Origin of the sequence: Ruegeria sp., from assembly GCF_965243365.1 — a bacterium.
Classification (GTDB): domain Bacteria; phylum Pseudomonadota; class Alphaproteobacteria; order Rhodobacterales; family Rhodobacteraceae; genus Ruegeria.
Genome location: NZ_CBDEUW010000002.1, coordinates 288,650 through 314,445, shown reverse-complemented (window position 1 = coordinate 314,445; position 25,796 = coordinate 288,650). Strand labels below are relative to the sequence as shown.

The following is a 25,796-nucleotide window of genomic DNA, read 5'->3' as shown; positions in this document are numbered from 1 at the left end:
CTGCCTCGCTTTCACAGGAGAAACACGTAATGAATCCGATTTCCCACTCACTTGAATTTCAGGCGGCAGCCTTTCGTGTGGCGGGTTACGCAGTAGCGAACCAGATGAAGATCATGCGGATCATGGCTCAGTCGGCGATCGAACTTCCGATGGCGCCTTTGCATGCGTTGCACGCAGCCTCGGCCGCACCGGCAAAGCCTGCGCGCCCTAAGGCTGCGGCAAAGCCCAAACCGGCTGCCCGCAAGGCGGTCAAGCGGACACCTGCCAAAGCCAAGCCGTCGGCGGCAACGTTTGTCCGCAAACCCCAGGCCGAGCCCAAAGCGCCTGTTGCACCAAAGGCAGCTGCAGCAAAGAAGCCGGTTGCGAAGCCTGCACCGACTCCAACCCCGCAGCCCTCAGTTCCGACTGCGGCTAAATCCGTCAAAACGGGTTCCTCAGTGGTGCCAAAAGCGGCAGCGCAGCCCACTGCGCCCGTGCGCCGTGCGCGTGCGCCTTCGAAACCACGTGCAATGCCAACACCGAAGGTGAAAACCGACACATAAGCATCATCATCTGTTGACACGGTCGGGCAGGCGCGCCAACGCTGCCCGTCATGATGGACCTTCGCCCTGTCGGATATGTGATTGGCCAACTGGTCGCCGTTCTTGGGGTGACCATGCTGTTTCCGATGATCGCCGACCTGATTGAGGGTCGCGGCGAGTGGACGGTCTTTTTTGAAAGCGCGGTGATTACGGTCCTGACCGGCGTCGTTCTGGCCATGAGCTGTGCCAACGGCGTGGGTGAGGGGTTGACGATCCGTCAGACCTTTTTGCTGACCACCGGCGTCTGGGTTGCCCTGCCGGTATTCGGCGCAATTCCCTTTCTGTTCGGCGAGTCTGAACTGCGCTTTGTCGATGCCTATTTCGAGGCCATGTCTGGCCTGACGACCACCGGGTCCACCGTCATCAACGGACTGGATGATCTGCCGCAGGGCCTGCTGTTGTGGCGGGGAATCCTGCAATGGCTGGGTGGTATCGGGATTATCGTGGTTGCAATGGTTTTCCTGCCCGAACTCCGGGTTGGCGGGATGCAGATCTTCCGTTCGGAAGGGTTTGAAACGATGGGGAAAATCCTGCCTCGCGCGCAAGAGATTGCCGGGCAGATTTCGCTGATCTACGTGTTCCTGACCTTTGTCTGCGCACTGGTCTATGCCGGTTTCGGCATGAGTTTTATCGATGCCACCGTCCATTCCATGACCACAATCGCCACGGGTGGTTTTTCCAATTATGACGACTCGTTCGCGACCTTCTCGGGTCCCACCGAATATGCGGCGTCTGTCTTCATGATCCTCGCAGCGCTGCCATTTGTGCGTTATGTGCAACTGGCCAACGGTAACACCAACTCTTTGTGGCGGGACAGCCAGATCCGGGCATTTGTTATCACGATTGCGGTTTTGGTGGCTGTCATGACCATATTCCTGACCTCGGTCTTCCCGCATCATTGGGAACAGGCTTTCCGCCAGTCATTGTTCAACATCACCTCGATCATTTCGGGCACTGGTTACGCCAGCGTCGACTATATGGGGTGGGGCAGCTTCCCGGTTATGGTGTTCTTTCTGATCGGTCTGATCGGCGGTTGCGCGGGCTCGACGGCCTGTTCGATCAAAGTATTCCGATACCAGTTGTTGTTTGCGTCGATCCGGACACAAATCCGCCGGATCAGATCGCCGCATGGCGTGTTCATGCCCACCTATGATGGTCGCCCGATCGGACGGGACGTTTTGACCTCGGTCATGAGCTTCTTTATGTTCTTCGCGCTGTCGATGGGCGTTCTGTCCTGGGCGCTGGCTTTCACCGGTCTGGATTTTATCACGTCTGTTTCAGGTGCAGCCACGGCGCTGGCCAATGTCGGGCCCGGGCTGGGGGACCAGATCGGCCCGGCGGGAAATTTCGCAGGCCTGAATGATACCGCAAAATGGCTTTTGACAATCGGCATGCTGGTCGGGCGGCTTGAGCTTTTGGCCGTGTACGCGATCTTCACTGTTCAATTCTGGAGAGATTGATGAAAAGACCCCTTGGTGCGCAAATTTCCCACATGCTGAGGGATCGGGGCGTTGACGTGATATTTGGCATCCCAGGTGTGCACAATCAGGAAATGTATCGCGGCATTGAAGAGGCCGGAATCACTCATGTGCTGGCGCGCCACGAGCAGGGTGCGGGGTTCATGGCAGATGGATATGCCCGGGCGACAGGAAAGCCTGGTGTGGCTTATGTGATCACCGGGCCGGGACTGTGCAACATCATGACGCCGGTGGGGCAGGCCTATTCCGATTCGGTTCCGTTGTTGGTTCTGTCCTCCTGTCTGGACGAAGCGCAGGCCGCCCGTGGACAGTTGCATCAGATGAAGGACCAGCGAATGGCGGCCGAAACGGTTGCGGACTGGTCACGTCAGGCCGACACTGCCGATGCGGCCTATGGCCTGATCGAACGCGCGTTTGAAGAATTTGCCCTGTCCCGGCCCCGGCCCAAGCATATTCAGGTGCCGATTGCGCAGCTTGAAGCCGAGGCTGAGCCTGCACCTTTTCCCAACCAGGCGGCGCTGCGCACAAAGGCCTTGCAACCCGATGTGGCTCCGGTCGTGTCGCTGCTGAACATAGCGCGTCGTCCGCTGTTCATTCTGGGCGGTGGTGCCCGTTCCAATTCGTGGCGGCAAATCCTGACCAATCTGGGTGCGGCCTGTTTCACGACTTACGCGGGGCGGGGTATGGCGGGGGCAAACTACCCGCTGGATTTTGGCGCAATGTTATCGCGCCCCGGCAGTGCCGAGATTATCGGCTCGGCTGATCTGGTCGTGGCCGTCGGTGCCGAGCTGGGCGAGGTCGATCTGTGGCGGCGCGAGCTGGGTCATACGGCCAACCTGGTACGTGTTGATCTGGATGCTGAGGTTCTTTCGGATCATCATCGGGCAGCCGTGAAGATTCAGGCCGATGGCGAAAGCTTTGCACGCGCCCTGTGGGAGGCCACCGAGACCGCCAAGGCGGCCGCTGGATGGACACCCGAAGAGGTTATTGACGCCCGCGCGCGTTGGCGTGCCGAGATTGACGCGGACCGCCCCGGCATCGCGCCTGTGATAGAGGCATTGCGGGCGGCACTGCCCCTGGACACAATGATTTATTCCGACATGACACAGATTGCTTATGTCGCGAAAGAGCTTTGGGACATGGCCTATCCCTATCATTGGCATCACCCGACCGGCTTTGGCACGCTGGGCTACGGCTTGCCAGCGGGGATCGGTGGTGCTGTGGCGCGGCGTGGCAAGCCGACTGCCGTAATTGCCGGGGACTACGGCTTTCAATACACGCTGCAAGAGCTTGGAACGGCGGTCGAGCTTGGGTTGTCGCTGCCGATTATCCTCTGGGATAACGGCAAGCTGAAAGAGATTGAGGACAGTATGGTACGGGGTCAGATCGCACCGAATTCGGTCATCGCTCACAATCCAGACTTCTGCAAACTGGCTGAGGCTTACGGCGCCTTGTCCGCGACGCCAACGAATTTTGAGGAACTGCAGGCTGTCGTCAAAGCGGCTCTTGAGGCTCCGGTGCCAACGTTGATCCGGCTGACACCCGAAATCTTGTAGATACAGATATACGGCGCCGTGTTGTCTGCGGCACCGTTTCTGTCTTCAATCCCAGCAGTGAACCAGAACAGTCATGCCGCTGGCCCTGCGGGTCAGTTCGTTGGGTGACATTTGCGTGCTGCCCTGACCTGGTTGACCTGACACGCCTGCCTTAGTCAGTACGTCGGTCAGGCTTTCCACATTTGCGGCCAGGCTGACGCTGGCTGGCAGTGTGCGGCCTTTTGTTGGTTTTGGCAGCAACATACCCACGACATTGCCGCTTTGATCAAAGACCGGTCCGCCTGCATCCCCCGGCTGGGCGGACAGGGACAGTCGTTTGACGCCGGTTTCACCGTCCAGTCCGCGAATGTCTGCGACCTGACCAAAGGTCAGTGTCGGTGCACCCAAAGCACCCTCGTAGGAATATCCTGAGACCGCGATTTCCGATTGCAGACGCGGCGTTTCTGCCTTGAATTCGGCGACACTGATCGGGGCCAGGGTTTGGTTCGGGCGCAGCACGGCAATCCCCTGATCCGCATCGGACCAGGCGACCTGCACTTCCTGATCGCCGTCCAGCGTGATCCGTCCACAGCCCTGCGCAATTTCGGACACGGTGAGGACCGAGCCCGAGGCGTCCGCAAAGAACCCGGACCGCGACAGGCGCGGTTTGCGGATTTGCAGGCCAGAGACCAGATCGATCCTCTGCTCTGCGCTGGCGCCAGCGCCCGCATCCAGAACGGCGTCTGTGGTGGCATAGCTGGCGCGCATCGCAGCCAGAACCCGGGCACGACGGGCGTCATCCCCTTCGGGCCAGACTAAAGTGAAACCTTTGATTTTGCCGTCTTTCAGCGCAGCTTGCGTATAGGACACGATCCCATTGCCGCGCCCTTCTATCGTAAAGGCATCGCGGCGCAGTTCACGTGGGCCGTTTAGGGGCACAATCTCCAACGATTGCATGACCTCGTACAGGGCCTGCAATGTGGCGCGGCTGCCTTCCTGTGAGATCAGCAAAACCTGTGTGTCCAATTCCGAAGTAGAGTTGAAATGGGCAAAGGGGGCCTCGTACCGGTCAAACGAAACGATGCCCAGTGGCAGATCCATTGAAATCCCCGCCTGATCATCGATGTGGCGGGCCATACCAACACTGATCAGCGGAGCGTTGTAGTCGTCCAAAAGGGTCTTGCGTTGCAAGGTTGTCAAAACGCCGGTTTGCTCAAAACCGTTGAAACGCTGCCACTCGGACATAGAGCGGCGCGTACCCGCGCCAAAGGCCCCGTCGATGGTCGAATTGTAAAACCCCGCCGCCTGCAGCGCGGTTTGCAGGTCCTTGCGTTCCTGCGCGGTCAGCAGACGTTCACCCTGTAGAGCCTGCGGCCGGGTTTCCTCGGCCGGTTGTACAGACAGGCTGACGACAGGCGGCTCCGCCTCAGGCTCGACCGGCGAAGTGACAACGCCTCGGTTCAGAATATTCGCACCAACCGGCCAGAATTGTTGGGCCAGCCCGTTAGAAAATGCGATGAAACTGTCAGCCGGAATCTGCCCCTCGGCCCGATAGACGCGCAGTACCTGTTCGGCATCCGCGCGCAGATATGGCCCGATTACAATGGCATACCAGCCACTGTTCAGGCGGAATCCGTTCACATCCGGCAGGTTCTGTGCATAAGCCTGTGCCCGATCTTGCGCCTCTCGCAGCGACGGTTGCGCCTCGACCTGAACCCAGACGCCTTGATCCTGCTGCGCCCACGCGGCACGCAGGCCAAAAACAAGAAATAAAAGAAATGCCGTGAAAAGCCGTGTCATTTTCTGCCCGTTTTATGCAGTGTCGTTACTTCGCGGCAGAGTACGCGATTTCGCGGGTCAAACGCCATGCCTGCGTTACGGGGAATTTACGGTGTGGCTGCGCAGTGACAGCCCCGGTGCATTGGCCCGTTGACGCCCATTGGCCCCTTGCATAGGAAGGGCCAAATCCACCCGAAGCCCAAAGGGAATGTCATGACCGAACCGTCCAGCGCACCGCGTTCATTTCAGGAGATCATCCTGCGGCTTCAGACCTATTGGGCGTCGAAAGGCTGCGCCATTCTTCAGCCTTACGACATGGAGGTCGGGGCAGGGACGTTTCACCCGGCCACAACCCTGCGCGCTTTGGGCTCAAAAGCCTGGGCTGCGGCTTATGTGCAGCCGTCGCGCCGCCCAACAGACGGGCGCTACGGAGAGAACCCGAACCGCCTGCAGCATTATTACCAGTATCAGGTGCTGATCAAACCCAGCCCACCTGACCTGCAAGAGCTGTATCTGGGCTCGCTTAAGGCCATCGGTATCGACATGGACCTTCACGATATCCGTTTTGTCGAAGATGACTGGGAAAGCCCGACCCTCGGCGCGTGGGGTCTTGGGTGGGAAGTCTGGTGCGATGGTATGGAAGTCAGCCAGTTCACCTATTTCCAACAGGTCGGCGGCCATGACTGTGCCCCGGTTTCGGGCGAGTTGACTTACGGCCTGGAGCGCCTGGCCATGTATGTACTGGGCATCGACCACGTGATGGACATGCCGTTCAACGATCCGCAGTCACCAAGCCCGTTGACCTATGGTGATATCTTCAAGCAGACCGAGGAAGAATACGCCCGCTGGAACTTTGACGTGGCCAACACCGAAGTTCTTTTGCGTCATTTCGAAGAGGCTGAGGCCGAGTGCGCCGCCATTCTGGCGCAGGAGCATGACGATCCGAAAACCGGCAAGCGTATTATCATGGCGCATCCAGCCTATGACCAGTGCATCAAGGCTTCGCATATCTTCAATCTGCTGGACGCACGCGGTGTGATCTCGGTGACCGAGCGTCAGGCCTATATCGGCCGGGTCCGGGCGCTGGCCAAACAGTGCGCAGATGCGTTCGTTCAGACCGAGGCCGCCGGGTTCGAGGCTTGATGGGGCATTCAGGCCAATCCGGGCAACAATACTTTGAGGCCGTCGGCGATCATGCTGATCGCGATGGCCGACAGAATCATGCCCATAAATCGGCTCATGATCACGCGGGCATTGTCCGAAAGGCGTTCAGCCAGCCATGCAGCATTCCAGAAAGTTACCAGAAGCAGGGCGACCACCGCCAGAAAAACACCTGCGTAAACAGTGGCTTCAAACGGGTTTTTGATATGGTGCGCGTACAGGATCAGGGTGGTGATTGTGCCCGGTCCAACCAGTATCGGAAAGGCCAGCGGGTAAAAGGCAACAGTCTCGGGCGCCGGGTAGGATTGCTTTTCTCCGTCGGTTCCGTGGTGCGAACTGCTCTCGTTCCCGTTCAGCATGTTCAGACCGATCATCATGACCACCAGCCCGCCAGCGACCCGCAGGTGATCCACGCTGATCCCGAACAGCCCCAGCGCCTGACTGCCGACCGAGGCGAAGGCGCCGCCCAGAATCACACAATAGATCGCCGTTTTTACCGCGATCTTGCGCTGATCGGCGGCGGGCAGGTCCTGAGTGACACTCAGAAACACCGGCAAGTTGGTAATCGGGTTCATGATCGCAAAAAGCGCGCCGAAAAACCCGACGGCGAGGGTCGTTTCCATAAAGGTCACCTTTTTTCTGCCTGTACCCCGATGGAACCTGTCCTATTTTACAAGAACTTGAAAGAGGCGGTCTAAGAAATGACGGGAAAACTGCTTGCAATCATTTTGCTTCTGTCCGCCCTTCTGGCCGGTGCGGGTATGTATTATTTGCAGGTTTACGGGTTTTATTATGATGTGGAGCCTGTGCCCGGTCAGGATGTCGTCTTGCTTGAAAACGGGGCGGATGAGCCAACTCCGATTGCCTATTCGGCATTTCGGGCGATTGACGCCGACAGCTCTCCGATCCGGTATCGGGCTTGTTTTGAAACCGAACTGACGCCGGATCAGCTGGCAGGCTTCCAACCTGTGGAACACCCTGAACCCCTGACCGCGCCGGGTTGGTTTGATTGCTATGATGCCGTGTCTCTGGCTCAAGACCTGAAATCAGGTCAGGCGCGGGCGTTCATGGGTGTCAAGAACATCCACTATGGGGTCGACCGGATCGTGGCTGTCACCAATGATGGCCACGGCTTTGTCTGGCACGCGCTGAACAATTGCGGCGAGAAAGCCTATGACGGAACAGTCGTGGGCGAGGAATGCCCGCCGCGACCTGAAAACTAAGGAGCAAGCCCGTGGGTCATGTCATTGAAATCCCTGATTTCCTGACTGCCACGCTGGGCTTTGCCGTCTATCTCGTGGGGGCTGAAATCAACGCCCGTGTCGCGACCCTGCGCAGTTACAACATCCCCGAACCCGTAACCGGTGGGCTGTTGGCCTCTTTGGCCGTACTATTGTTGTATCTACTGTTCGACATCGAACTGTCCTTTGGTTTGACAGCGCGCGATTTTCTGCTGGTTCTGTTTTTTGCAGGGATCGGGTTGAATGCGCGCCTGTCGGATTTAGTTGCGGGCGGCAAGCCTTTGCTTTTGCTTCTCATTCTGACTCTGGCGACAATCCTGTTTCAGAACGTGATCGGCGCAGTTGGGGCTTCGATTTTCGGTTATCCTGCGCAAGCTGGCGTCCTGTTCGGCTCTGCCGCTCTTATAGGTGGGCATGGCACGGCCATTGCCTGGGCGCCCGAAGTGGCCAGTGTCACGGGACTGGACGGTGCGACCGAACTGGGTGTGGCGGTTGCGACGCTTGGTTTGGTTCTGGCCGCGCTGGTCGGCGGCCCGATTGCGCGCTTTCTGGTCGAAGGACGCAACCTGACCCCGGACCGCCCGGACGAGGGGCCCAGCGTCGGCTTGCCGGATAACGCCGCGGACCAGAAACCCGCGATTGATCACCTGACCATCATGCGCGTTCTGCTCTACCTGAACATAGCGATCATTCTGGGCTATGCTTTAGGCGAAGTGATTGCCGCAGCCGGTCTGAAGCTGCCGCTTTTTGTGCCCTGCCTGATCATGGGGATCGTAATAGCCAACCTGCGCAGCGCGTTGTTTCCTTCGGCCCCACCCGTTGCACGTACGCCATCCCTGGCGCTGATCTCGGAATTCGCGCTGGGCGCATTTCTGGCGATGTCGTTGATGAGTCTGCAGCTTTGGACCATTGCCGAACTGGGGCTGGCCATCGCTGTGATCATGACGGCCCAAACCCTGTTTGCCGTCCTGTTCGTGCTGTTGGTACTGTTCCCTGTCATGGGCTCGAATTACCGCGCCGCCGTGCTGGCAGCGGGTTTCGGAGGGTTCGCTTTGGGCGCAACCCCCACCGCTATCGCGAATATGACGGCCGTAACCAAGCGATATGGCCCGTCGCCTATTGCCTTTATCGTGCTGCCCCTTGTATCCGCCTTCTTTGTGGATATCGCCAACGCCATCGTCATCCAGACGATTGTTTCATTCTAAGGACCGACAATGCCCGACCTGCTGATCGAACTGTTTTCCGAGGAAATCCCCGCCCGCATGCAGACCCGCGCCGGTGAGGACCTGAAAAAGCGGATCACCGATGGTCTGGTCGAGGGTGGTCTGACCTATGCCGGGGCCGCCGCGCTAACCACGCCCCGCCGCCTGACGCTGGCGGTCGAAGGATTGCTGGCGGAAAGCCCCACCATCCGCGAAGAACGCAAAGGCCCCAAGGTCGGCGCGCCCGAGAAGGCCGTCGAAGGCTTTCTGCGTGGTGCAGGCCTGACCCGAGATCAATTGGAAGAACGCGACACGCCCAAAGGCGCGGTTTATTTCGCCACCATCGAAAAAGCCGGTCGCCCGGCGGCCGAGATCGTGGCCGAAGTGCTTGAGGGCACAATCCGCAACTTCCCCTGGCCCAAATCGATGCGCTGGGGTAATGGCCCGATGCGCTGGGTGCGGCCGCTGCACTCGATCCTTTGTATTTTGAGTGACGAAGCTGGCGCGCAAGTCGTTCCGCTTGAGGTCGAAGGGATCAAGGCGAGTGATGCGACCGAAGGCCACCGTTTCATGGCGCCGAACCGGTTTTTTGTTTCCTCCTATGAGGATTACGCCGCCAAGCTGAAGCGTGCCTTTGTGGTTCTGTCGCCCGAGGAACGCGCCGAGCATATCTGGAACGACGCCCAGAACATGGCCTTTGCCGCCGGTCTGGAAGTGGTCGAAGATCAGGGCCTGCTGGCCGAAGTTGCCGGTTTGGTGGAATGGCCCGTCGTGCTGATGGGGCAGATCGACGACGAATTCCTCGACCTGCCGCCCGAGGTGCTGCAGACCTCGATGAAAGAGCATCAGAAGTTCTTTTCGGTGAAGAACCCCAAAACGGGCCGGATCGAGCGCTTCATCACCGTCGCCAACCGCGAAACCACCGACAATGGCGCGACCATTCTGGCGGGGAACCAAAAGGTGCTGTCGGCCCGTCTGGCCGATGCCAAGTTCTTCTGGGAGAATGACCTGCGTGTCGCCAAATCGGACATCGCCCAATGGACCCGCGCGCTGGAGAATGTGACCTTCCACAACAAGCTGGGCACACAGGCCGAGCGCATCGACCGCATCGCCGCACTGGCCCGCGAACTGGCCCCTGTGACCGGCGCGAATGCCGATCAGGCCGAGAAAGCCGCGCGTCTGGCCAAGGCCGACCTGAGTTCCGAAATGGTCTATGAATTCCCCGAACTTCAGGGGTTTATGGAGCGCTATTACATCGAAGCGGCAGGCGAAGACGCCGCCGTGGCCGCAGTGGCGCAGGAGCATTACTCGCCGCTGGGTCCGTCGGATGACGTGCCGACCGCGCCGCTCTCGGTGACCGTGGCGCTGGCTGACAAGCTGGACACGCTGACCGGGTTCTGGGCGATTGATGAGAAGCCGACCGGGTCGAAAGACCCGTTCGCCTTGCGTCGCGCGGCGTTGGGGGAGTTTAGGCTTCTGTCAGAAAATGAAATTCGAGTATCAGTGAAAGACATGATTGAAGCCTCAGTTCTTGGGCTTTTGCTGACTCTCTCCAAAGGCGACCATAGGTTCTTTCAGAACTTACCGCAGTCATGGGACCCGGCGCAGGGCGAGGCGAGACCGCACCAGCTTTGGCGTGAAAAACCGTACTCGCATTTTACCCTTAGCGATCCGGAAGACGATGACTTTGCAGATTTGGTAGAGCAGCATCTAAGCGGTATTGCTTATGATTTGATGGACGAGCACCCAGCAAACTACGAGGCGGTTCGAGAAGCCTGGGACGTTTTCTCTAAGCGTCTTGAAGATTTGGATTACTTCGCGTCTGTTGTAGATTTTGTCGATGATGAGCCAAGCCCTTTGAGCTTTTTCTTGAAGAGTCAAAATAATAGCCACGTTTGGAAACCTGCCGCCGAACGTATTTCTGACGACCTTCTCTCCTTCTTCCACGACCGCCTCAAGGTCTTCCTGCGTGATGAGGGCATCCGCCACGACATCATCGACGCCTGCATCGCGATGGACGGCAATGACGATCTCAACCTGCTGGTCAAACGCGCGCGCGCTCTGAACGCGGTGATTGCGACCGAGGATGGCGAGAACCTCGTGCAGGGCTTCAAGCGCGCCAACAACATCCTGACGCAGGCCGAAGACAAAGACGGAGTTGAATACTCCTACGGCGCAGATGTGAAATTTGCCGAGACGGACAGCGAAAAGGCGCTGTTTGCAGCCCTCGACGCGGCTCAGGCGCAGATCGATCCGGCGCTCAGGGCCGAGGATTTCCCTACTGCCATGGCGGCCATGGCCGCCTTGCGTGGGCCGGTCGATGCGTTCTTTGAGGATGTGCAGGTCAATACTGACAATGACATCCTGCGCCGCAACCGTCTGAACCTGCTCAGTCAAATCAGGAAGGTCTGTTCCAGCGTCGCGGATTTGACGAAAATCGAAGGTTGACGCACGGGGCGCGCGGCATTGTGCGCCCATAACGCCCTTGCGTGTAAGGCGCATCTGCCTATGCTGCGGTGAAACCAAAAGGTGCCGCAGTGCAGAATAATCCGCATACAACGCTGATCACACCCGACGCCCCCGTCGCCGCCAATACCCATGGGGGGCGTGCGAAATGTCTACAACGTCTGGTCCGGCTCGACATGCCCGTGCCGCGCACGGTGGCGTTGTCGTTCGAGTCGGTCCAGGCAATTGCAACCGGGCAACTGCCTGATATCGCAGCGATTCAGGGGCAATTCGCGCCAACATCCCTTCTGTGCGTGCGGCCCAGTTCCGAAGACCCGGATTGGGGCGGGCCGGGGGCTGTTCTGAATATCGGCATGAATGACGCTGCTTATCTGGACCTGTCCGCCGAAATGGGTCGGGATGCGACCGCCGCGCTGTATCTGCGTTTTGTCCAAAGCTACGCGACACATGTCGCACGGCTGGACCCCGATGTGTTCGATGAAATCGAGGCAGACGGGCGCGAAGGGTTGAGCTTGTCCCTGCGCGCCTATGAGGATGAGACCGACGAAGCCTTTCCACAAGACCGGGGTGAGCAACTGGCCGCCGTTTTGCGTTCGATGGCGCGGGCGTGGGATGGAACCTCGGCGCGCCTGCTGCGGCAGGCCAAAGGGGCCCCGGCGGATGCGGGGCTTGGGTTGGTGATACAAGAGATGATCCCGGGCGTCGGACAGGGCGAATGCGGCTCGGGTGTGTTGCAACTGGTCGACCCGGTCACCGGAATGCCTCAGATTACCGGACGTTATCTGAGCCAGAGCCAGGGGCGGGATGCGCTGGGCGAGGGGGTATCCGCCCTCTATCTGGAAAAGGACGAGCGCGGCCAGTCGCTGGAGGATGTGGCGCCGGAAGCTTTTGCCGATCTCAAGGCCCATGCCGCTTTGATGCGGGTGAAACTGCGTGAGGAAATGCAGGTCGAGTTCGTCGTGCAAAACGGGCAGGTGCATATTCTGGACGGTGTCCGCGTTCAACGCGGATCGCGCGCGGCGATGCGGATCGCGGTGCGGTTGGCCGAGGACGGGATCATCCCGCCGCAAGAAGCAGTGATGCGGATTGATCCGCATTCCTTGAACGAGCTGTTGCACCGTCAGGTCCATCCGGATGCCGAGCGTGATGTTCTGGCCACCGGGATCGCCGCCAGCCCGGGTGCTGCGACCGGCAAGATCGTCTTTACCGCCGCCGAAGCGCAGGCCGGCGCCGCAAGGGGTGAGCCGTGCGTTCTGGTACGTCGGGAAACTTCGCCCGAGGATGTACGCGGCATGCACGCCGCCGTTGCCGTTCTGACGGAAAAAGGGGGTATGACCAGCCACGCGGCGGTAATCGGGCGCGGGCTTGGGCTGCCCTGTATCGTCGGTGCCTCGGACATGCGGTTTCAGAGCAAGAAAAGACTTCTGAGTGCCCCGGACGGACGTGTGTTCAAAACCGGGGATACTCTGACAATCGACGGCAGTTCCGGGCAGGTTTTGGCAGGTAAACCCGCGATGCTGGAAGCAGCCCTGGACGATTGTTTTCAAACGCTTATGGGCTGGGCTGACGCCGAACGCGACATTGAAATCCGCGCCAATGCGGATACGCCTGCTGACGCCCAGACAGCCCGGAACTTTGAGGCGAAGGGTATCGGCCTCTGCCGGACCGAACACATGTTCTTCGATCCCGGTCGCCTGACCGTGATGCGAGAGATGATCTTTGCGCAGACCCCCTCGGGGCGCGCTGCTGTGCTGGAACGCCTGTTGCCGATGCAGCGGCAGGATTTCGTGCAACTGTTTCGCATTATGGAAGGTCAGCCCGTCTGCATCCGACTGTTCGACCCGCCTTTGCACGAGTTTCTTCCGACCACCCGCAGCGGTCAGCGAGAACTGGCAGAGGCGCTGGATCTACCGGTTTCGGACGTAGAACGCCGGGTCTCGGCGATGAGCGAGTACAACCCAATGCTGGGGCTGCGCGGGGTGCGTTTGGGTGTGACCGTGCCGGAAATCTACGACATGCAGGCCCGCGCGATTTTTGAAGCGACGCTGGAAGCCAGCAAAGACGGCGCGCCCGTCGTGCCCGAGGTGATGATACCGCTGGTTTCGGCCAAGCGCGAGGTGGAACTGGTCAAGGCGCGCATCGATGCCGTGGCGGCCGAAGTGGCCTCGGAACAGGGGCAGGAGTTTGATTATCGCCTTGGCGTGATGGCGGAAACCCCGCGCGCTTGTCTGCGTGCCGATGAGATTGCACCGCATACGGCCTTCCTGAGTTTTGGCACGAACGACCTGACGCAGATGACCTATGGCCTGTCGCGTGACGATGCGGGCCGGTTCATGTCGGCCTATGTTCGGCTGGGGGTCTTCAATGAAGACCCGTTCCATGTGTTGGACGCCGATGGGGTGGGCGAATTGCTGCGCTTGGGCTCGGAACGAGCCCGGGACGCGCAGCCAGATGTGACTCTTTCAGTGTGCGGGGAACATGGGGGAAATCCCGAATCAATCGCGATCTGTCGCGACCTTGGGTTCGACTATGTTTCCTGTTCACCGTTCCGGGTGCCCGTCGCTCGGCTGTCTGCCGCTCAGTTGGCGATTTCGTCCAAACTTGGGGGTTGACTAAGCCCGCAAGCCCTAAGAATAGTGGGTCAGGGACGGTTTTGCGGGGCAATTTTTTTTGCCTCGACGGGCAAGATTCCACTTGCATTTTTTTCAGAACTGGACGTTTCGCTTCGTCTGGGGTAATAGCCTCATCGCGCCCGCCGGGGGAGGGTTAGGCGCGTTTGTGCCTGTGCGAGGTTATCTGATGAAACGCTACATAGTGGCTGTTGCCTTAACGGCAGCAACCGTGCTGCCGAATTTGTCTTATGCCGAAAGGCAGGACGTCGAAGTAACCAAGGAAGAGCTTGTGGCCCGCAATGAATTGCCGGGGCAGAGCTTTCGTGACTATCTGACTCTGTTCAAGCCTCGCAAGGCACCAGTGCAGCAGATGTCCTTCACCAAGGATTGGTTGGATCAGCAACCCAAGGCCAGTGGAGACGAGAATTTCCGCTGCCTGGCCGAGGCCCTGTATTTCGAAGCGCGCGGTGAAAGTGTGCGTGGGCAATTTGCCGTAGCCGAAGTCATCCTGAACCGTGTTGACAGCACACGTTTCCCAGATTCCCTTTGTGGTGTCATCAAGCAGGGCACAGGCAAGAAATACCAATGCCAGTTCACCTATACCTGCGATGGTTACAAAGAGGTTATCCACGAAAAACGGGCGTATGAGCGTGTCGCAAAGGTCGCCCGTGCCGCGTTGGACGGAAAGGCCAAAGAGATGACGTCCGGGGCGACGCACTACCACACCAAGGCGGTGCGCCCGTCCTGGTCGCGGGTGTACAAGGAAACGGCCCGCATCGGCGTGCACATTTTTTACCGGCATAACTACCGCACTGCCAGCAATTGATTGGCAACTGCATTGCTGTTGTGACGAGGCCCGTCCTGGCGGGCTTCGGGGCCGCATTCTGTGGGTAGAATGGCGCTTGTAGGGGTGTTATAGGCCCCCGATGCCCCTACAAGGGGTCATTGTTCTACTAAGCCCGAAAAGGCACGCTCTATGAGTTCAGAAATTCGCCTTGCCTTTGCGCACCCGTCCGAGCGGTCCGAAGCGACCGCACCGCGCGGGCCGTTGGACCGCATTTCCCTGCGCGATCATATCGTTGAGGTCGAAATCGGAGCGTTTCAGGCCGAAAGGGGTACGACCCAGCGCATCTGCTTTAATATCGTGGTCGAGGTCCGCCCGCTGACCGGTCCGATTGATGACGATGTGGATCGTATCCTGTCCTATGACCGCGTGACCGAAGCCATTTCCTATGAGCTTGCGGCGGAGCGTTTGAACCTTTTGGAGACTCTGGCTGATCGTGTGGCAGAGCGTATTTTGCTTGAACCTCAGGCGGTAAGAGCTTTTGTTCGCATCGAAAAACTGGATCGTGGCCCAGGTGCGTTGGGGGTAGAAATCGTGCGCGGCAAGGACACGTTGCACCACGAAGTCGCAGAAGAAGAGCGTCCGCATCCGCGGTTGGTATTTCTATCCAATGATGCAATTGCCTCGGAGAACCTGACGGGCTGGATTGATCAGCTTGAGAACCGGGTGCGTCCGTTGATCCTGTGTGTTGGCGCCTCGGACCTTGCAGTACCACAAACAGGTCACGCGATGACGCAGCGACGGATCGATCTGTTGGCGATCGAGCAGAACGCATGGGTTCTGGCGGCCCGCGATCATCGCTGTGTCGTAGTTTCAACCCGAACCGAGCTGGATTGGGCCATGAAAAACGGCCAGATCTGCGTCTGGGCGCCGTCCAAGATCGTACTGGATGCAGTGGACGGCCCCTCAGCCGCGCCGTCTGACGCGGTTGCGCTGGCAGCTTGGTTTGCAGCGACATTCGAGGCCAGCGAGATGCTGGTGATCGGAGGGAGCCTGCCCAAGCAGCCCAAAACGCCGCTGCGTGCGGTGCCGGTTTCGCAGGCGGAATTGTGACAGTATACTATCGACCTCTGGTCCAGCACGGTGTGATGCGTCCGGACGGGGCAGTGCCGCTGGCCGGGCAGGAATTTTGGTTTACGCATGCCGAACGACTGACTCGCGAAGCGGATGCGGCAATAGTAGAATCTCGCGACATACCAAAAGATTACCTTGATGCCTTAACCCGATCTCGAGGCAGTATTGCGGGGCTGGATATGGCGCGCCTGCATATGATGGGCATCCTGAACGCTACCCCCGACAGTTTCTCTGACGGTGGCGTGAATAATTCCGTTGAAGCCGCCTGTGCGGCGGCCATGGACATGGTGGCCCACGGCGCGACCATTCTGGATATCGGCGGAGAATCGACACGCCCAGGAGCCACCTATGTTCCAGAAGATGAAGAGATCGACCGCACGCGTCCTTTGATCCAGGCCATCCGGGCAGAGACGGACGCCGTGATCTCGATCGACACGCGCAAAGCCAGCGTGGCGCAGGCCGCGCATGAGGCCGGTGCTGATCTGATAAATGATGTGTCCGGTTTCACCTTCGATCCCGCACTTGCGCCATATTGCGCAGGTCTGGACCTGCCTGTTTGCGTCATGCACATGCAGGGGGACCCGGCCACGATGCAGGACGACCCGCGCTATGACAATGTTCTGCTGGATGTCTACGATTTCCTTGCCGCTCAGGTGGCCAAACTCGAAGCGTTGGGATTGAAGCGGGAGCTTGTTTTCATCGATCCGGGCATTGGTTTTGGCAAAACCACAGAACACAATTTGACTCTGCTGCGTAATCTTAGCCTGTTTCATGGGTTGGGCTGCCCAATCCTGCTTGGTGTTTCGCGCAAGGGCGTCATCGGCGAAATCGGCAAAGAGCCGCGCAAGGACGCCCGTGCTCCGGGATCAATCGCTGTCGGGTTGGCTGGATTGTCGCAAGGTGTTCAGGTTCTGCGGGTGCATGACGTGGCCGAAACCGCTCAGGCCTTGCGCCTATGGGCTGCTGTCCGGTAATCCGGACGCAACACGAATTCACGGAGTTGACCTGATGCGCAAGCTGTTCGGTACAGATGGGGTGCGGGGCACCGCCAATACACACCCGATGACGGCGGAAATGGCCCTGCGCATCGGGGCAGCGGTCGGTCGGTATTTTCGCCGGGATGCCTCGGGCGTGCACCGCGTGGTGATTGGCAAAGATACCCGCCTGTCGGGATATATGCTGGAGAATGCGCTGACGGCGGGGCTGACCTCGACAGGAATGAACGTGTTGCTTCTTGGGCCGGTTCCGACGCCTGCAGTGGGTCTGATGACCCGGTCAATGCGAGCCGATCTGGGTGTGATGATTTCGGCCAGCCACAACCCGGCTGAGGATAACGGCATCAAATTCTTCGGTCCCGATGGCTTCAAACTGTCCGATCAGGCTGAGATTGAGATTGAACGCCTGATCGAAGAAGGTGTGAAACCGGCTCAGGCGCAGAATATTGGCCGCGCCCGCCGTGTAGACGATGCCCGGTTCCGCTATGGCGAGCGTGTGAAATCCTCTTTGCCGCGTGATCTGCGGTTGGACGGGCTGAAGGTGGTGATCGACTGCGCCAACGGTGCGGCACACCGTACTGCGCCTGAAGTTCTGTGGGAGTTGGGCGCAGATGTCATCCCCGTCGGGATCGAGCCCAACGGCAAGAATATCAACCTGGATTGTGGTTCGACCAAGCCTCGGGTCGCGGCAGAAACTGTTGTTGCGCATGGCGCAGATGTTGGGATCTGCCTGGATGGCGATGCCGACCGAGTGGTTGTGATCGACGAAAACGGGCAGATCGCTGATGGTGATCAGCTGATGGCGTTGCTGGCCCTGGCCTGGATGCGGGCGGATCAGCTGAAGGGTGGCGCGCTGGTGGCCACAGTAATGTCCAATCTTGGGTTGGAGCGTCATCTGGATGCACAAGGGTTAAGGCTGGAACGGACCGCTGTTGGAGATCGCTACGTGGTAGAGCGGATGCGCGAAGGCGGTTTTAACCTGGGCGGAGAGCAGTCTGGTCATATCGTAATGAGCGATTATGCCACCACTGGTGACGGGCTGATGGCGGGCCTGCATTTTCTGGCCGAGATGGTGTTGTCGGGTCGTAAGGCCTCCGAGCTTTCACGGCAGTTCGAAACTGTGCCGCAATTGTTGAAAAACGTACGCTATGAGGCCGGACAAGCACCGCTTGAGGTCGCAAGTGTCAAAGCCGCCATTGCCGAGGCCGAGGCACGTTTGATGGGGCAGGGGCGTTTGCTGATCCGGAAATCCGGGACCGAGCCCCTGATCCGTGTCATGGCCGAATGCGAGGATGATGCGCTTTTGGTGCAGGTCGTTGATGGTATCGTGACCGAGGTTGAGGCCGCAGCGGGCTAACGTCCGAACAGCGTCCTGCGCAAGCTGAACCATTGGCTGATCGCCATACCTGTCAGGATCATCACAAGGGCGATGTAAAACCGCAGCGGCAATGCCTCGGACAATATCCAGGCACCGAAAAACATCGACCAGATCGGGACTTGATAGTTCACCACCGACATGAAAACCGAACCGGCGCTGCGAATGATTGAGACACGCAGCAACGTGGCAAGGGCTGTTGGAACCAGTCCCAGAATGACGATGGCGAACCCGGATCGGTCGCCATGCCAGGTCGGAATACCCTTGGTGATCAACATTACCGGCAGAAGGATAATGGCCCCTACAACCAACGTCAGCGCCGACAGGGTTACAGGGTCAATTGGCGGGCAGCGGCGGGTCAGGACCGACGATAAGGCATAGCAGAACGCCGCGCCGATACAGGCAAGCTGCGCCAAGGGCTCTGCCCCGTGGCCCAACTGTGACAAGCCCGGGCCGATCAGCACCAGGGCTCCGCAGAAGCCCAAGACCACCCCGCAGAGCCGTCGCATGTTCAGGGGTTCGTCAGAAAAGAAATGCGCCAGTGGTAGTACCATCAGCGGGGTTGCGGTCATCGACAGACCGGCGAACGCCGAAGGGACGTATTGCAAGCCCCAGCTTAGTAGCAGGAAGGGAAGCGCTGTCGACAAAGCTCCGATCACGAAAACCGCGCGCCATAGATGGGCATTGTGGTTCGGCAGTCGGCGTCCGGTGAGTCGCATCAAGACAAGCAGAGTAACCGCCCCCAGCGTGGTTCGTGCTGTGGCCACGGTAACCGGTCCGTAGCCTTCCAGCGCCAAGGCCACGACCATGAAAGTAGCGCCCCAGATCAAGCCAAGCGCAACGATACCTGCCCAGTCTTGTTTTGAAGGTTGTTGAACCATTCCATTTCCTTATCCCGGGCTCCTAACGTTGTCACTGCTGATATTGACATTTCGTAAGTCATCACTTACGGTAAGTTATGACTTACGAAAATGTACTTTCCGCTTTGGGTGATCCGACACGTCGTCAGGTATTCGAAGCTGTATCGCGCAAGCCGCGCGCGGTGGGCGAATTGGCCTCGGACCTTCCGGTCAGCAGACCTGCGGTTTCGCAGCATCTGAAGGTGCTGTCTGACGCAGGTTTGGTGACCTGCCGGGTTGAGGGTACACGCCGAATATATGGTGCCCGGCCCGAAGGGCTGGCCGAACTTCGCGCATGGCTGGATCGGTATTGGTCCGATGTGCTGGAAAATTTTGCCAACGAGATTGACGCAGGAGGGCGGAGCTCATGACAGATCCCATCGTAAAGACAGTGATCGTGAATGCGACACCCGAGCGCGCTTTTGATGTGTTCGTGAACCGTGTCGGCAAGTGGTGGCCTCTGGATGGCCATGCTGTATCTGCATCTCGGGGTAAGCCTGCGCTGGCCGTTGTGATCGAACCTCAGGTCGGTGGCGCGATTTATGAGACGATGTTTGATGGCGCGCGTGCGGATTGGGGCAAGGTTCTGATTTTTGAGTCTGGGCAGCGCCTGGCGTTTACCTGGCATCCGGGCACGGACGAAAGTCGCCCGACCCGGGTTGAGGTTGTGTTCGAAGCGTATGGGTCAGATCAGACCAAGGTAATACTGACCCATTCGGGTTGGGAAATCTGGGCGTCCGATGCGCCAGACAAGCGCGGCGGCTATGACAGTGGATGGGATTATGTGCTGGGCGAGTGCTATGCCAACGCGGTGACCCCATGAAAAAGGGCGGCCACCGGGGCCGCCCTTGTGCTGACAGACGTCTGGCTTAGTTCTTTTCTTTGTCGACCATTTTGCCGGCCGAAATCCAGGGCATCATGCCACGCAGTTTCGCGCCGGTTTCTTCGATCATGTGCTCGTCATTGGCGCGGCGCGACGCTTTGATGGTCGGCTGGCCAACGGCGTTTTCCAGCATGAAGTCACGAACGAATTTGCCCTGCTGGATGTCGTTCAGAACCTCTTTCATACGCGCTTTGGTCTCGTCATATTTCAGGATGCGCGGGCCGGTGACATACTGGCCGTATTCAGCAGTGTTCGAGATCGAGTAATCCATGTTGGCGATGCCGCCTTCATAGATCAGGTCAACGATCAGCTTCACCTCGTGCAGACACTCGAAATAGGCCATCTCGGGCGCATAGCCTGCTTCGACCAGTGTCTCAAAGCCGCAGCGGATCAGCTCGACCAGACCACCGCACAGAACAGCCTGTTCACCGAACAGGTCGGTTTCGCATTCTTCACGGAAGTTGGTTTCGATGATGCCAGAACGACCGCCACCGATGGCCGAGCAATAGGACAGGCCGATTTCCAGCGCTTTGCCGGTTGCGTCATTGTCCACGGCCACCAGGCAGGGCACGCCGCCGCCTTTGGTGTATTCGCCGCGTACGGTGTGGCCTGGGCCTTTGGGGGCCATCATGATGACGTCGACGCCTTCTTTCGGCTCGATCAGGCCGAAGTGGACGTTCAGGCCGTGGGCGAATGCGATGGCTGCGCCCGGCTTGATGTTGTCATGCACGTATTTCTTGTAGGTTTCGGCCTGCAATTCGTCGGGCATGGTGAACATGATCACGTCGCACCATGCGGCGGCTTCGGCGATGCCCATCACCTGCAGACCTTCGGCTTCGGCTTTCTTGGCCGAGGGCGAGCCTTCGCGCAGGGCGATGACCAGGTTCTTGGCGCCCGAGTCGCGCAGGTTCAACGCGTGGGCGTGGCCTTGGCTGCCATAGCCCAGAATCGCCACTTTCTTGTCTTTGATCAGGTTGATGTCGCAATCGCGATCGTAATAGACGCGCATGTCGCCGGTCCTTTCAGTTTCGATTGCGGTGGTTCTAACGGGCCTTTGGTGCATTGGCGATAGGGTTGGGGTTGAGTATTTGCGAAAAAGATGAAGAATAATTCTTCAAATTACTAATCTATGAAAAAATCATGCTTGATGACGTCGACCGCCGCATTCTGCGCCATTTTCAGGCCGATCCCAGCCTGACCACCGTCGAACTGGCCGATCTGTGTCGGATCAGCGCGGGGGTCTGCTGGCGTCGGATTGAAAAGATGCAGGCCGCAGGGATCATCCAAGGTCAGGAGGCTGTGATCGACTGGGCCGTGTTGGGATATGCGGTTGAAGTATCTCTGAGGATCACTCTGGACAAAACCCAGCCGCGTGCCTTTGACGAATTCACCGGCGCGGCGCGTGAGGTGGCTGAGGTGATCGAGATTCAGACCTTTCTGGGCCGTGTGGATGTGCGTCTGTCGGTACTGGCAAGGGACATGCCGCATTACCAGCAGGTCTATCGCGACCGGATTCTGACCCTTCCGCATATCGCAGATATTGAGGCGCTGATGCACATCGCCCGGGTGAAACGGGACGAGGTTCTGCCGGTATGATCGAATTGGACGAAATCGACCGCAAAATTCTGCGGGCTCTTGTGCAGGACGCGACCCAGAGCGCGGGTGCCTTGGGTCGTCGGTTCGGGTTGTCCCAGCCCGCGACATGGCGGCGCATTCGACGGCTAGAAGAGGCGGGCGTGATCAAAGGGCGGCATCTGCGTTTGAATGCCGAGGCGCTGGGGTTTGGGGTCACCGTCTTTCTTGGTGTCAAACTCGCGCGCAAGGGGCAGGTCAGCCTTGAGGATTTCGAACGTGCCGTCAGCGCCATCCCCGAGGTCCAGACGATCGAACATGTTCTGGGGCTGTACGACTATCGTTTGCGGGTGGTCGCCCGGGATCTGTCCGACTTTGAACGGGTTCTCCGGCGGCGGATCATGACATTGCCGGGGGCGGGGGACGTCGAGGCAAATGTCCTGCTCAGCGAAGAGCGTCTGCCCGGGCCAATCGGCTGATCGCTATCAGTACCTGGTGCGGACGCAAAAACCCGGGTGATGGGTCATACGCGCAAATGTTATCGGCTGCCCGTCCTTCCACGTGGTGCGTTCAAGCTGGATCATGGACGTGCCGGTGGTGGTGCCCATATATTCGGCTAGTCGACCATCGGCAGAAATTGCGCAGAATGCGATTTCGGCGTCGGTAAAGGGGGCTGCGTTCAGTAGCCATTCATGCGGGCCGCTTGTGTTCAGGTCGGCATGCTCGACTTCGGGAACCGCTTGGATATTGATCCAGCGCTCCTCAAACTGAAAAGGGCGGTTGTCCGCGTAGTGCATGCAAATCACATGCAGCACCCGGGCACCCGGTTCGACATTGAGCTGCGAGGTCAGCCAGCCGGGGCTGTTGACAAGGTTCCGTTCGACCAGGGCATAGCGATAGGTGGCGTTCTGGTTCTCAACCGTTTGACGCGCCAGAGAAATCTCAAGCTTGGCTTGCCTGCGGGGCTCTTTCTTGACGCGAGTTCCGCTTTTGCGTTTGCGTTCGACAAATCCCTGATCCGCCAGTTCGCGCAAAGCCCGGTTGACCGTCGCCCGGGCACAGTTGAATTCTTCGGCCAACTGCGTTTCTGTCGGCAGAAGTGATCCCTGGGGCCAAACGCGGGCTTCGATCCGCCGTTTGACCTCGTCCCGAACAACCTGAAAACTTATCCGCCTATGCGCAGTCACGAGAAAGAATACCTTTTCTATTTCAAAGTGAGTGTATCTGCTCAGAAACACGCCATGGTGTAAAGAGACGGTGACACTATTTGGCGTCATATCTTTGAATTGTGACCAGCGAAATATCAAAATAATACTGAAGGTTGAGGCTGCTCATAGGTCAATTACCTCGTCGCGCTCATCGTTTTGTTATTATGGTGTCCAAGCGTAATTGGGAAACCACTTTGGAAAGGACAGTAAATGCCTGCACTATTGGACCACGTTGACCCGGATGGGCTGGAGGAGTTTTCGGTCGTTTTCACCGATCGGTCGCTCAATCATATGTCTGCGCGGTTTCAGCAGGTGATGCGCGACATCTCGGGAATGCTTCGGCAGGTATATAGCGCGGACGGGGTTGCGATCATTCCCGGCGGCGGGACTTATGCGATGGAGGCCGTGGCACGTCAATTCGCGCGCGGTACCGACGTGCTGGTGGTACGCAACGGGTGGTTTTCCTATCGTTGGAGCCAGATTATCGAAACCGGTGGTCTGACGGCGAAAGCGACGGTCTTAAAGGCGCGCGAGACGGGTAACAGCAGCCCATCCCCCTTTGCCCCTGCACCGATCGAGGATGTCGTGGCCGCTATTCGGGACCAACGCCCCGGTGTCGTCTTTGCTCCGCATGTGGAAACAGCGGCTGGGGTCATTCTGCCGGACGATTATGTGACGGCTATGGCCGCCGCGGCGCATGAGGTGGGTGCTTTGATGGTTTTGGACTGTATCGCCTCGGGATGTGTCTGGATCGATATGAAGGCCACGGGCGTCGATGTTCTGATCTCGGCGCCGCAAAAGGGGTGGAGCGCTTCGCCTTGTGCCGGTCTTGTCATGCTGTCGGAACGGGCCGAACAGCGGCTGGCTGAGACAGACTCAGACAGTTTCGCAATCGACCTGAAGAAATGGCGCCAGATCATGCAGGCCTACGAGGACGGTGGTCATGCCTACCATGCTACGATGCCGACCGATGCGCTGTGCGCCTTTCGCGATACGATGGCCGAGACGCGGAACTATGGGTTCGACAAACTAAGGGATGCGCAATGGGCCCTTGGGAACGGCGTGCGCGCCATGCTTAAAGATAAAGGTGTTATGTCGGTTGCAGCAGACGGGTTCGGTGCGCCGGGTGTGGTGGTCAGTTACACCGCGGACGCGGATGTTCAGAACGGTAAGAAATTTGCAGCCCTCGGTATGCAGATAGCGGCCGGGGTCCCGCTACAATGTGATGAGCCGGACGGGTTCCGCACATTTCGTCTGGGCCTGTTTGGGTTGGACAAGTTGTACGATGTGGACGCCACCATGTCGCGGCTGAAAAGCGTATTGGATCAGGTGCTATAGCGCCTTGAGGCCTCAGCGCACGCCGAGGCCCATCTGCATCAGCGTTTTGCGTACGGGTGGCAGGGAATAAAGCGCATTCAGCCCCATCGCTCTGGCATCCCGCAACGGGCGCGCCTCAATCATGGAGGCTCGGTTTAGCAGGTCTATGCCTTTGACGCGCAAGGCAATCTCTCGGTGGCGCGCGTTGTGGTAGGCCTCGAGCATCTGCGCGTCGCCCAGGGCATTGGGTTGGGCCTGCGCCAGATCCAGCAGGCTGCGCAGATCGCCCAGCGACATGTTCAGACCCTGCGCGCCAATGGGGGGAACCACATGGGCGGCTTCTGCCATCAGGGCGATGCGTTCACCGGACAAGCGTTCTGCCGATTGACTGATAATCGGCCAGATGGTCCGGCGGGAGGCCAGCTTCAGCGGCCCGAACAACCCGCAGGAGCGTTCGGTCATCAATGTCTCGAATGCTTCGGGACCGGTATTCAGCAATTCGACCGCACGCGGCCCGCGCTCCATCCAGACAACCGCCGAGGACGGCTGACCGTTCCAGTCGGGCAGGGGCACCAACGTGAACGGCCCGCCTGAACGGTGGATCTCGGTCGAGACATTGTCGTGTGGAAGTGGATGAGTAACGGCAAAAGCCAGTGCTTTCTGCCCGTACCGCGTGGTGTGAACATTGATACCCGCCGCCTCGCGCATGGGCGAATTACGCCCGTCTGCGGCAATGACCAGCTTGCAGCAAATGCGGCTGCCATCGCTCAGGCTCACGCGCGCTTCGGCGGTGCGGGTGAACAGACCGACGGTGCCGGTTCCGGGGCGGAAATCGACATTGGGAAGTTCAGCCAACCGCGCCACCATTTCGCGCCGCAACAGCCAGTTTGGAAGATTCCAACCGAAAGGCTGATCCGAGATGTCCGAAGCGTTAAAGTCGCGCACCACCCGGGGTTCTGGCACATCCCCGCCTGCGTCCACAATGCGCATGATCTGTAACGGCGCGGCATAAGAATCCAGGCGTTGCCACAGGCCACATTGTTCCAATAACCCGTGCGCTGGTTGCAGAAAAGCTGTCGTGCGCAGGTCGGACCCGTCGACATCCCGTTCCGTGATCGGTGGGGTTGGGTCCACGCAGATCACGTCGAACCCGGCTGCGCCAAAGGCGGCGGCGGCGGTCAGCCCGGCGATTCCACCACCGGAAATCAGGATGTCACAGGTATCAGTCATGGCGCAGGTCTCCGTTGCAGGCAGACCCTAGTGCTGATCCACACGCTGCGCCAAGTGACATCCTGTCCCGTGTCTCAGCCGCGCGATATCAGGATGAGGATCAAGAACATCATCGGCACCATCAGCAAGGCCGGGATGTACAGCCCCGGCAAGCCGAACACCATGATCGAGCAGCCCCACATGCTGAAGATCGCCGCTGCGGTATAAAACAAATCCTCTGGCTTGCCGTGGGCGGCATCGCGGGCCAGCCAGCCAAACAGGGGAATTGCAAACAACAGACGCTGCCAGATGGGCAGGCGTCCGGGCATCTCGATCGCGCTCATGGGGGTCTCCGTTCTGTCTGT

Annotated in this window: 24 protein-coding genes; 16 read left to right on the top strand and 8 right to left on the bottom strand. The window is 59.0% G+C overall.

What is annotated here, in order from left to right; all coding sequences use genetic code 11:
• Positions 1-127: 127 nt before the first annotated feature.
• A complete protein-coding gene (locus ACP0GE_RS05235) occupies positions 128-538 on the bottom strand; it encodes a hypothetical protein (protein ID WP_424830945.1) in 411 nt (136 codons plus the stop codon).
• A gap of 54 nt (positions 539-592) precedes the next feature.
• Here ACP0GE_RS05235 and ACP0GE_RS05230 point away from each other — a divergent pair, with 54 nt between their 5' ends.
• Together ACP0GE_RS05230 and ACP0GE_RS05225 are read left to right on the top strand one after the other, a co-directional pair.
• Positions 593-2,041: a TrkH family potassium uptake protein gene (locus ACP0GE_RS05230; protein WP_424830944.1), complete on the top strand. Its 1,449-nt coding sequence runs from the start codon at positions 593-595 to the stop codon at positions 2,039-2,041.
• Positions 2,041-3,615, top strand: coding sequence for a thiamine pyrophosphate-binding protein (locus tag ACP0GE_RS05225; RefSeq protein ID WP_424830943.1), 1,575 nt, complete (start codon positions 2,041-2,043; stop codon positions 3,613-3,615). Before ACP0GE_RS05230 ends, ACP0GE_RS05225 begins: the two co-directional genes overlap by 1 nt.
• 45 nt (positions 3,616-3,660) lie before the next feature.
• Here the strand turns inward: ACP0GE_RS05225 and ACP0GE_RS05220 are convergent, their stop codons facing one another.
• A complete protein-coding gene (locus tag ACP0GE_RS05220) occupies positions 3,661-5,394 on the bottom strand; it encodes a serine protease (protein ID WP_424830942.1) in 1,734 nt (577 codons plus the stop codon).
• Between the two features lie 192 nt (positions 5,395-5,586).
• Between ACP0GE_RS05220 and ACP0GE_RS05215 the strand changes: the two genes are divergently transcribed.
• Positions 5,587-6,516, top strand: coding sequence for a glycine--tRNA ligase subunit alpha (locus ACP0GE_RS05215; protein ID WP_424830941.1), 930 nt, complete (start codon positions 5,587-5,589; stop codon positions 6,514-6,516).
• A gap of 8 nt (positions 6,517-6,524) precedes the next feature.
• Here ACP0GE_RS05215 and ACP0GE_RS05210 read toward each other — a convergent pair whose 3' ends face one another.
• Positions 6,525-7,157, bottom strand: coding sequence for a MarC family protein (locus ACP0GE_RS05210; protein WP_424830940.1), 633 nt, complete (start codon positions 7,155-7,157; stop codon positions 6,525-6,527).
• Between the two features lie 78 nt (positions 7,158-7,235).
• On the opposite strand from ACP0GE_RS05210, the gene ACP0GE_RS05205 reads away from it, so the two are divergent.
• From ACP0GE_RS05205 to glmM, 8 genes are all read left to right on the top strand, one after another.
• Positions 7,236-7,757: a DUF6446 family protein gene (locus ACP0GE_RS05205; RefSeq protein WP_424830939.1), complete on the top strand. Its 522-nt coding sequence runs from the start codon at positions 7,236-7,238 to the stop codon at positions 7,755-7,757.
• Positions 7,758-7,768: 11 nt separating this feature from the next.
• A complete protein-coding gene (gene gltS, locus ACP0GE_RS05200; protein ID WP_424830938.1) occupies positions 7,769-8,980 on the top strand; it encodes a sodium/glutamate symporter in 1,212 nt (403 codons plus the stop codon).
• Positions 8,981-8,989: 9 nt separating this feature from the next.
• Positions 8,990-11,425: a glycine--tRNA ligase subunit beta gene (gene glyS / locus ACP0GE_RS05195; RefSeq protein WP_424830937.1), complete on the top strand. Its 2,436-nt coding sequence runs from the start codon at positions 8,990-8,992 to the stop codon at positions 11,423-11,425.
• A gap of 68 nt (positions 11,426-11,493) precedes the next feature.
• Entirely contained in the window at positions 11,494-14,055 is a 2,562-nt protein-coding gene (locus tag ACP0GE_RS05190) for a putative PEP-binding protein (protein WP_424830936.1), read from the top strand.
• A gap of 187 nt (positions 14,056-14,242) precedes the next feature.
• Positions 14,243-14,881, top strand: coding sequence for a cell wall hydrolase (locus ACP0GE_RS05185; RefSeq protein WP_424830935.1), 639 nt, complete (start codon positions 14,243-14,245; stop codon positions 14,879-14,881).
• Positions 14,882-15,031: 150 nt separating this feature from the next.
• Entirely contained in the window at positions 15,032-15,952 is a 921-nt protein-coding gene (locus tag ACP0GE_RS05180) for a dihydroneopterin aldolase (RefSeq protein ID WP_424830934.1), read from the top strand.
• A complete protein-coding gene (gene folP, locus ACP0GE_RS05175; RefSeq protein ID WP_424830933.1) occupies positions 15,949-16,947 on the top strand; it encodes a dihydropteroate synthase in 999 nt (332 codons plus the stop codon). The genes ACP0GE_RS05180 and folP overlap by 4 nt, the downstream gene beginning before the upstream one ends.
• 34 nt (positions 16,948-16,981) lie before the next feature.
• Complete coding sequence (glmM, locus tag ACP0GE_RS05170; protein WP_424830932.1) at positions 16,982-18,325, top strand: phosphoglucosamine mutase; 1,344 nt, start codon at positions 16,982-16,984, stop codon at positions 18,323-18,325.
• Here the strand turns inward: glmM and ACP0GE_RS05165 are convergent.
• A complete protein-coding gene (locus ACP0GE_RS05165; protein WP_424830931.1) occupies positions 18,322-19,224 on the bottom strand; it encodes a DMT family transporter in 903 nt (300 codons plus the stop codon). The two genes, glmM and ACP0GE_RS05165, sit on opposite strands and share 4 nt — an antisense overlap.
• A gap of 77 nt (positions 19,225-19,301) precedes the next feature.
• On the opposite strand from ACP0GE_RS05165, the gene ACP0GE_RS05160 reads away from it, so the two are divergent.
• Together ACP0GE_RS05160 and ACP0GE_RS05155 are read left to right on the top strand one after the other, a co-directional pair.
• Entirely contained in the window at positions 19,302-19,613 is a 312-nt protein-coding gene (locus tag ACP0GE_RS05160) for an ArsR/SmtB family transcription factor (RefSeq protein ID WP_424830930.1), read from the top strand.
• Positions 19,610-20,065 (top strand): SRPBCC family protein, encoded by a 456-nt coding sequence (locus ACP0GE_RS05155; RefSeq protein WP_424830929.1) that lies wholly within the window; start codon positions 19,610-19,612, stop codon positions 20,063-20,065. The genes ACP0GE_RS05160 and ACP0GE_RS05155 overlap by 4 nt, the downstream gene beginning before the upstream one ends.
• 46 nt (positions 20,066-20,111) lie before the next feature.
• Here ACP0GE_RS05155 and ilvC read toward each other — a convergent pair whose 3' ends face one another.
• Positions 20,112-21,134, bottom strand: coding sequence for a ketol-acid reductoisomerase (gene ilvC, locus ACP0GE_RS05150; RefSeq protein ID WP_155151382.1), 1,023 nt, complete (start codon positions 21,132-21,134; stop codon positions 20,112-20,114).
• Between the two features lie 131 nt (positions 21,135-21,265).
• On the opposite strand from ilvC, the gene ACP0GE_RS05145 reads away from it, so the two are divergent.
• Both ACP0GE_RS05145 and ACP0GE_RS05140 read left to right on the top strand, forming a co-directional pair.
• Entirely contained in the window at positions 21,266-21,721 is a 456-nt protein-coding gene (locus ACP0GE_RS05145; RefSeq protein WP_424830928.1) for an Lrp/AsnC family transcriptional regulator, read from the top strand.
• Positions 21,718-22,176 carry an Lrp/AsnC family transcriptional regulator gene (locus tag ACP0GE_RS05140; protein ID WP_424830927.1) on the top strand — a complete coding sequence of 153 codons (459 nt, stop codon included), beginning with the start codon at positions 21,718-21,720 and terminating at the stop codon, positions 22,174-22,176. Before ACP0GE_RS05145 ends, ACP0GE_RS05140 begins: the two co-directional genes overlap by 4 nt.
• A 6-nt stretch (positions 22,177-22,182) precedes the next feature.
• Here ACP0GE_RS05140 and ACP0GE_RS05135 read toward each other — a convergent pair whose 3' ends face one another.
• Positions 22,183-22,884: a GntR family transcriptional regulator gene (locus ACP0GE_RS05135; protein WP_424830926.1), complete on the bottom strand. Its 702-nt coding sequence runs from the start codon at positions 22,882-22,884 to the stop codon at positions 22,183-22,185.
• 231 nt (positions 22,885-23,115) lie between these two features.
• Here ACP0GE_RS05135 and ACP0GE_RS05130 point away from each other — a divergent pair, with 231 nt between their 5' ends.
• A complete protein-coding gene (locus tag ACP0GE_RS05130; RefSeq protein ID WP_424830925.1) occupies positions 23,116-24,243 on the top strand; it encodes an aminotransferase class V-fold PLP-dependent enzyme in 1,128 nt (375 codons plus the stop codon).
• A 12-nt stretch (positions 24,244-24,255) separates the two neighbouring features.
• Here ACP0GE_RS05130 and ACP0GE_RS05125 read toward each other — a convergent pair whose 3' ends face one another.
• Together ACP0GE_RS05125 and ACP0GE_RS05120 are read right to left on the bottom strand one after the other, a co-directional pair.
• Complete coding sequence (locus ACP0GE_RS05125; RefSeq protein ID WP_424830924.1) at positions 24,256-25,452, bottom strand: UbiH/UbiF family hydroxylase; 1,197 nt, start codon at positions 25,450-25,452, stop codon at positions 24,256-24,258.
• 74 nt (positions 25,453-25,526) lie between these two features.
• The gene (locus ACP0GE_RS05120; RefSeq protein ID WP_424830923.1) at positions 25,527-25,775 is read right to left on the bottom strand and encodes a hypothetical protein; all 249 of its coding nucleotides are present in this window, start codon (positions 25,773-25,775) and stop codon (positions 25,527-25,529) included.
• Positions 25,776-25,796 lie beyond the last annotated feature (21 nt).

What these genes read in the sequence shown, in the direction of transcription:
- ACP0GE_RS05225 (WP_424830943.1), top strand. Translation starts at nt 2,041, where the DNA reads ATGAAAAGACCCCTTGGTGCGCAAATTTCCCACATGCTGAGGGATCGG.
- ACP0GE_RS05210 (WP_424830940.1), bottom strand. Translation starts at nt 7,157, where the DNA reads ATGGAAACGACCCTCGCCGTCGGGTTTTTCGGCGCGCTTTTTGCGATC.
- ACP0GE_RS05160 (WP_424830930.1), top strand. Translation starts at nt 19,302, where the DNA reads ATGACTTACGAAAATGTACTTTCCGCTTTGGGTGATCCGACACGTCGT.
- ACP0GE_RS05155 (WP_424830929.1), top strand. Translation starts at nt 19,610, where the DNA reads ATGACAGATCCCATCGTAAAGACAGTGATCGTGAATGCGACACCCGAG.
- ACP0GE_RS05130 (WP_424830925.1), top strand. Translation starts at nt 23,116, where the DNA reads ATGCCTGCACTATTGGACCACGTTGACCCGGATGGGCTGGAGGAGTTT.
- ACP0GE_RS05215 (WP_424830941.1), top strand. Translation starts at nt 5,587, where the DNA reads ATGACCGAACCGTCCAGCGCACCGCGTTCATTTCAGGAGATCATCCTG.
- ACP0GE_RS05205 (WP_424830939.1), top strand. Translation starts at nt 7,236, where the DNA reads ATGACGGGAAAACTGCTTGCAATCATTTTGCTTCTGTCCGCCCTTCTG.
- ilvC (WP_155151382.1), bottom strand. Translation starts at nt 21,134, where the DNA reads ATGCGCGTCTATTACGATCGCGATTGCGACATCAACCTGATCAAAGAC.
- ACP0GE_RS05220 (WP_424830942.1), bottom strand. Translation starts at nt 5,394, where the DNA reads ATGACACGGCTTTTCACGGCATTTCTTTTATTTCTTGTTTTTGGCCTG.
- ACP0GE_RS05185 (WP_424830935.1), top strand. Translation starts at nt 14,243, where the DNA reads ATGAAACGCTACATAGTGGCTGTTGCCTTAACGGCAGCAACCGTGCTG.
- ACP0GE_RS05165 (WP_424830931.1), bottom strand. Translation starts at nt 19,224, where the DNA reads ATGGTTCAACAACCTTCAAAACAAGACTGGGCAGGTATCGTTGCGCTT.
- ACP0GE_RS05145 (WP_424830928.1), top strand. Translation starts at nt 21,266, where the DNA reads ATGCTTGATGACGTCGACCGCCGCATTCTGCGCCATTTTCAGGCCGAT.
- ACP0GE_RS05180 (WP_424830934.1), top strand. Translation starts at nt 15,032, where the DNA reads ATGAGTTCAGAAATTCGCCTTGCCTTTGCGCACCCGTCCGAGCGGTCC.
- ACP0GE_RS05140 (WP_424830927.1), top strand. Translation starts at nt 21,718, where the DNA reads ATGATCGAATTGGACGAAATCGACCGCAAAATTCTGCGGGCTCTTGTG.
- ACP0GE_RS05230 (WP_424830944.1), top strand. Translation starts at nt 593, where the DNA reads ATGATGGACCTTCGCCCTGTCGGATATGTGATTGGCCAACTGGTCGCC.
- ACP0GE_RS05120 (WP_424830923.1), bottom strand. Translation starts at nt 25,775, where the DNA reads ATGAGCGCGATCGAGATGCCCGGACGCCTGCCCATCTGGCAGCGTCTG.
- glyS (WP_424830937.1), top strand. Translation starts at nt 8,990, where the DNA reads ATGCCCGACCTGCTGATCGAACTGTTTTCCGAGGAAATCCCCGCCCGC.
- glmM (WP_424830932.1), top strand. Translation starts at nt 16,982, where the DNA reads ATGCGCAAGCTGTTCGGTACAGATGGGGTGCGGGGCACCGCCAATACA.
- ACP0GE_RS05125 (WP_424830924.1), bottom strand. Translation starts at nt 25,452, where the DNA reads ATGACTGATACCTGTGACATCCTGATTTCCGGTGGTGGAATCGCCGGG.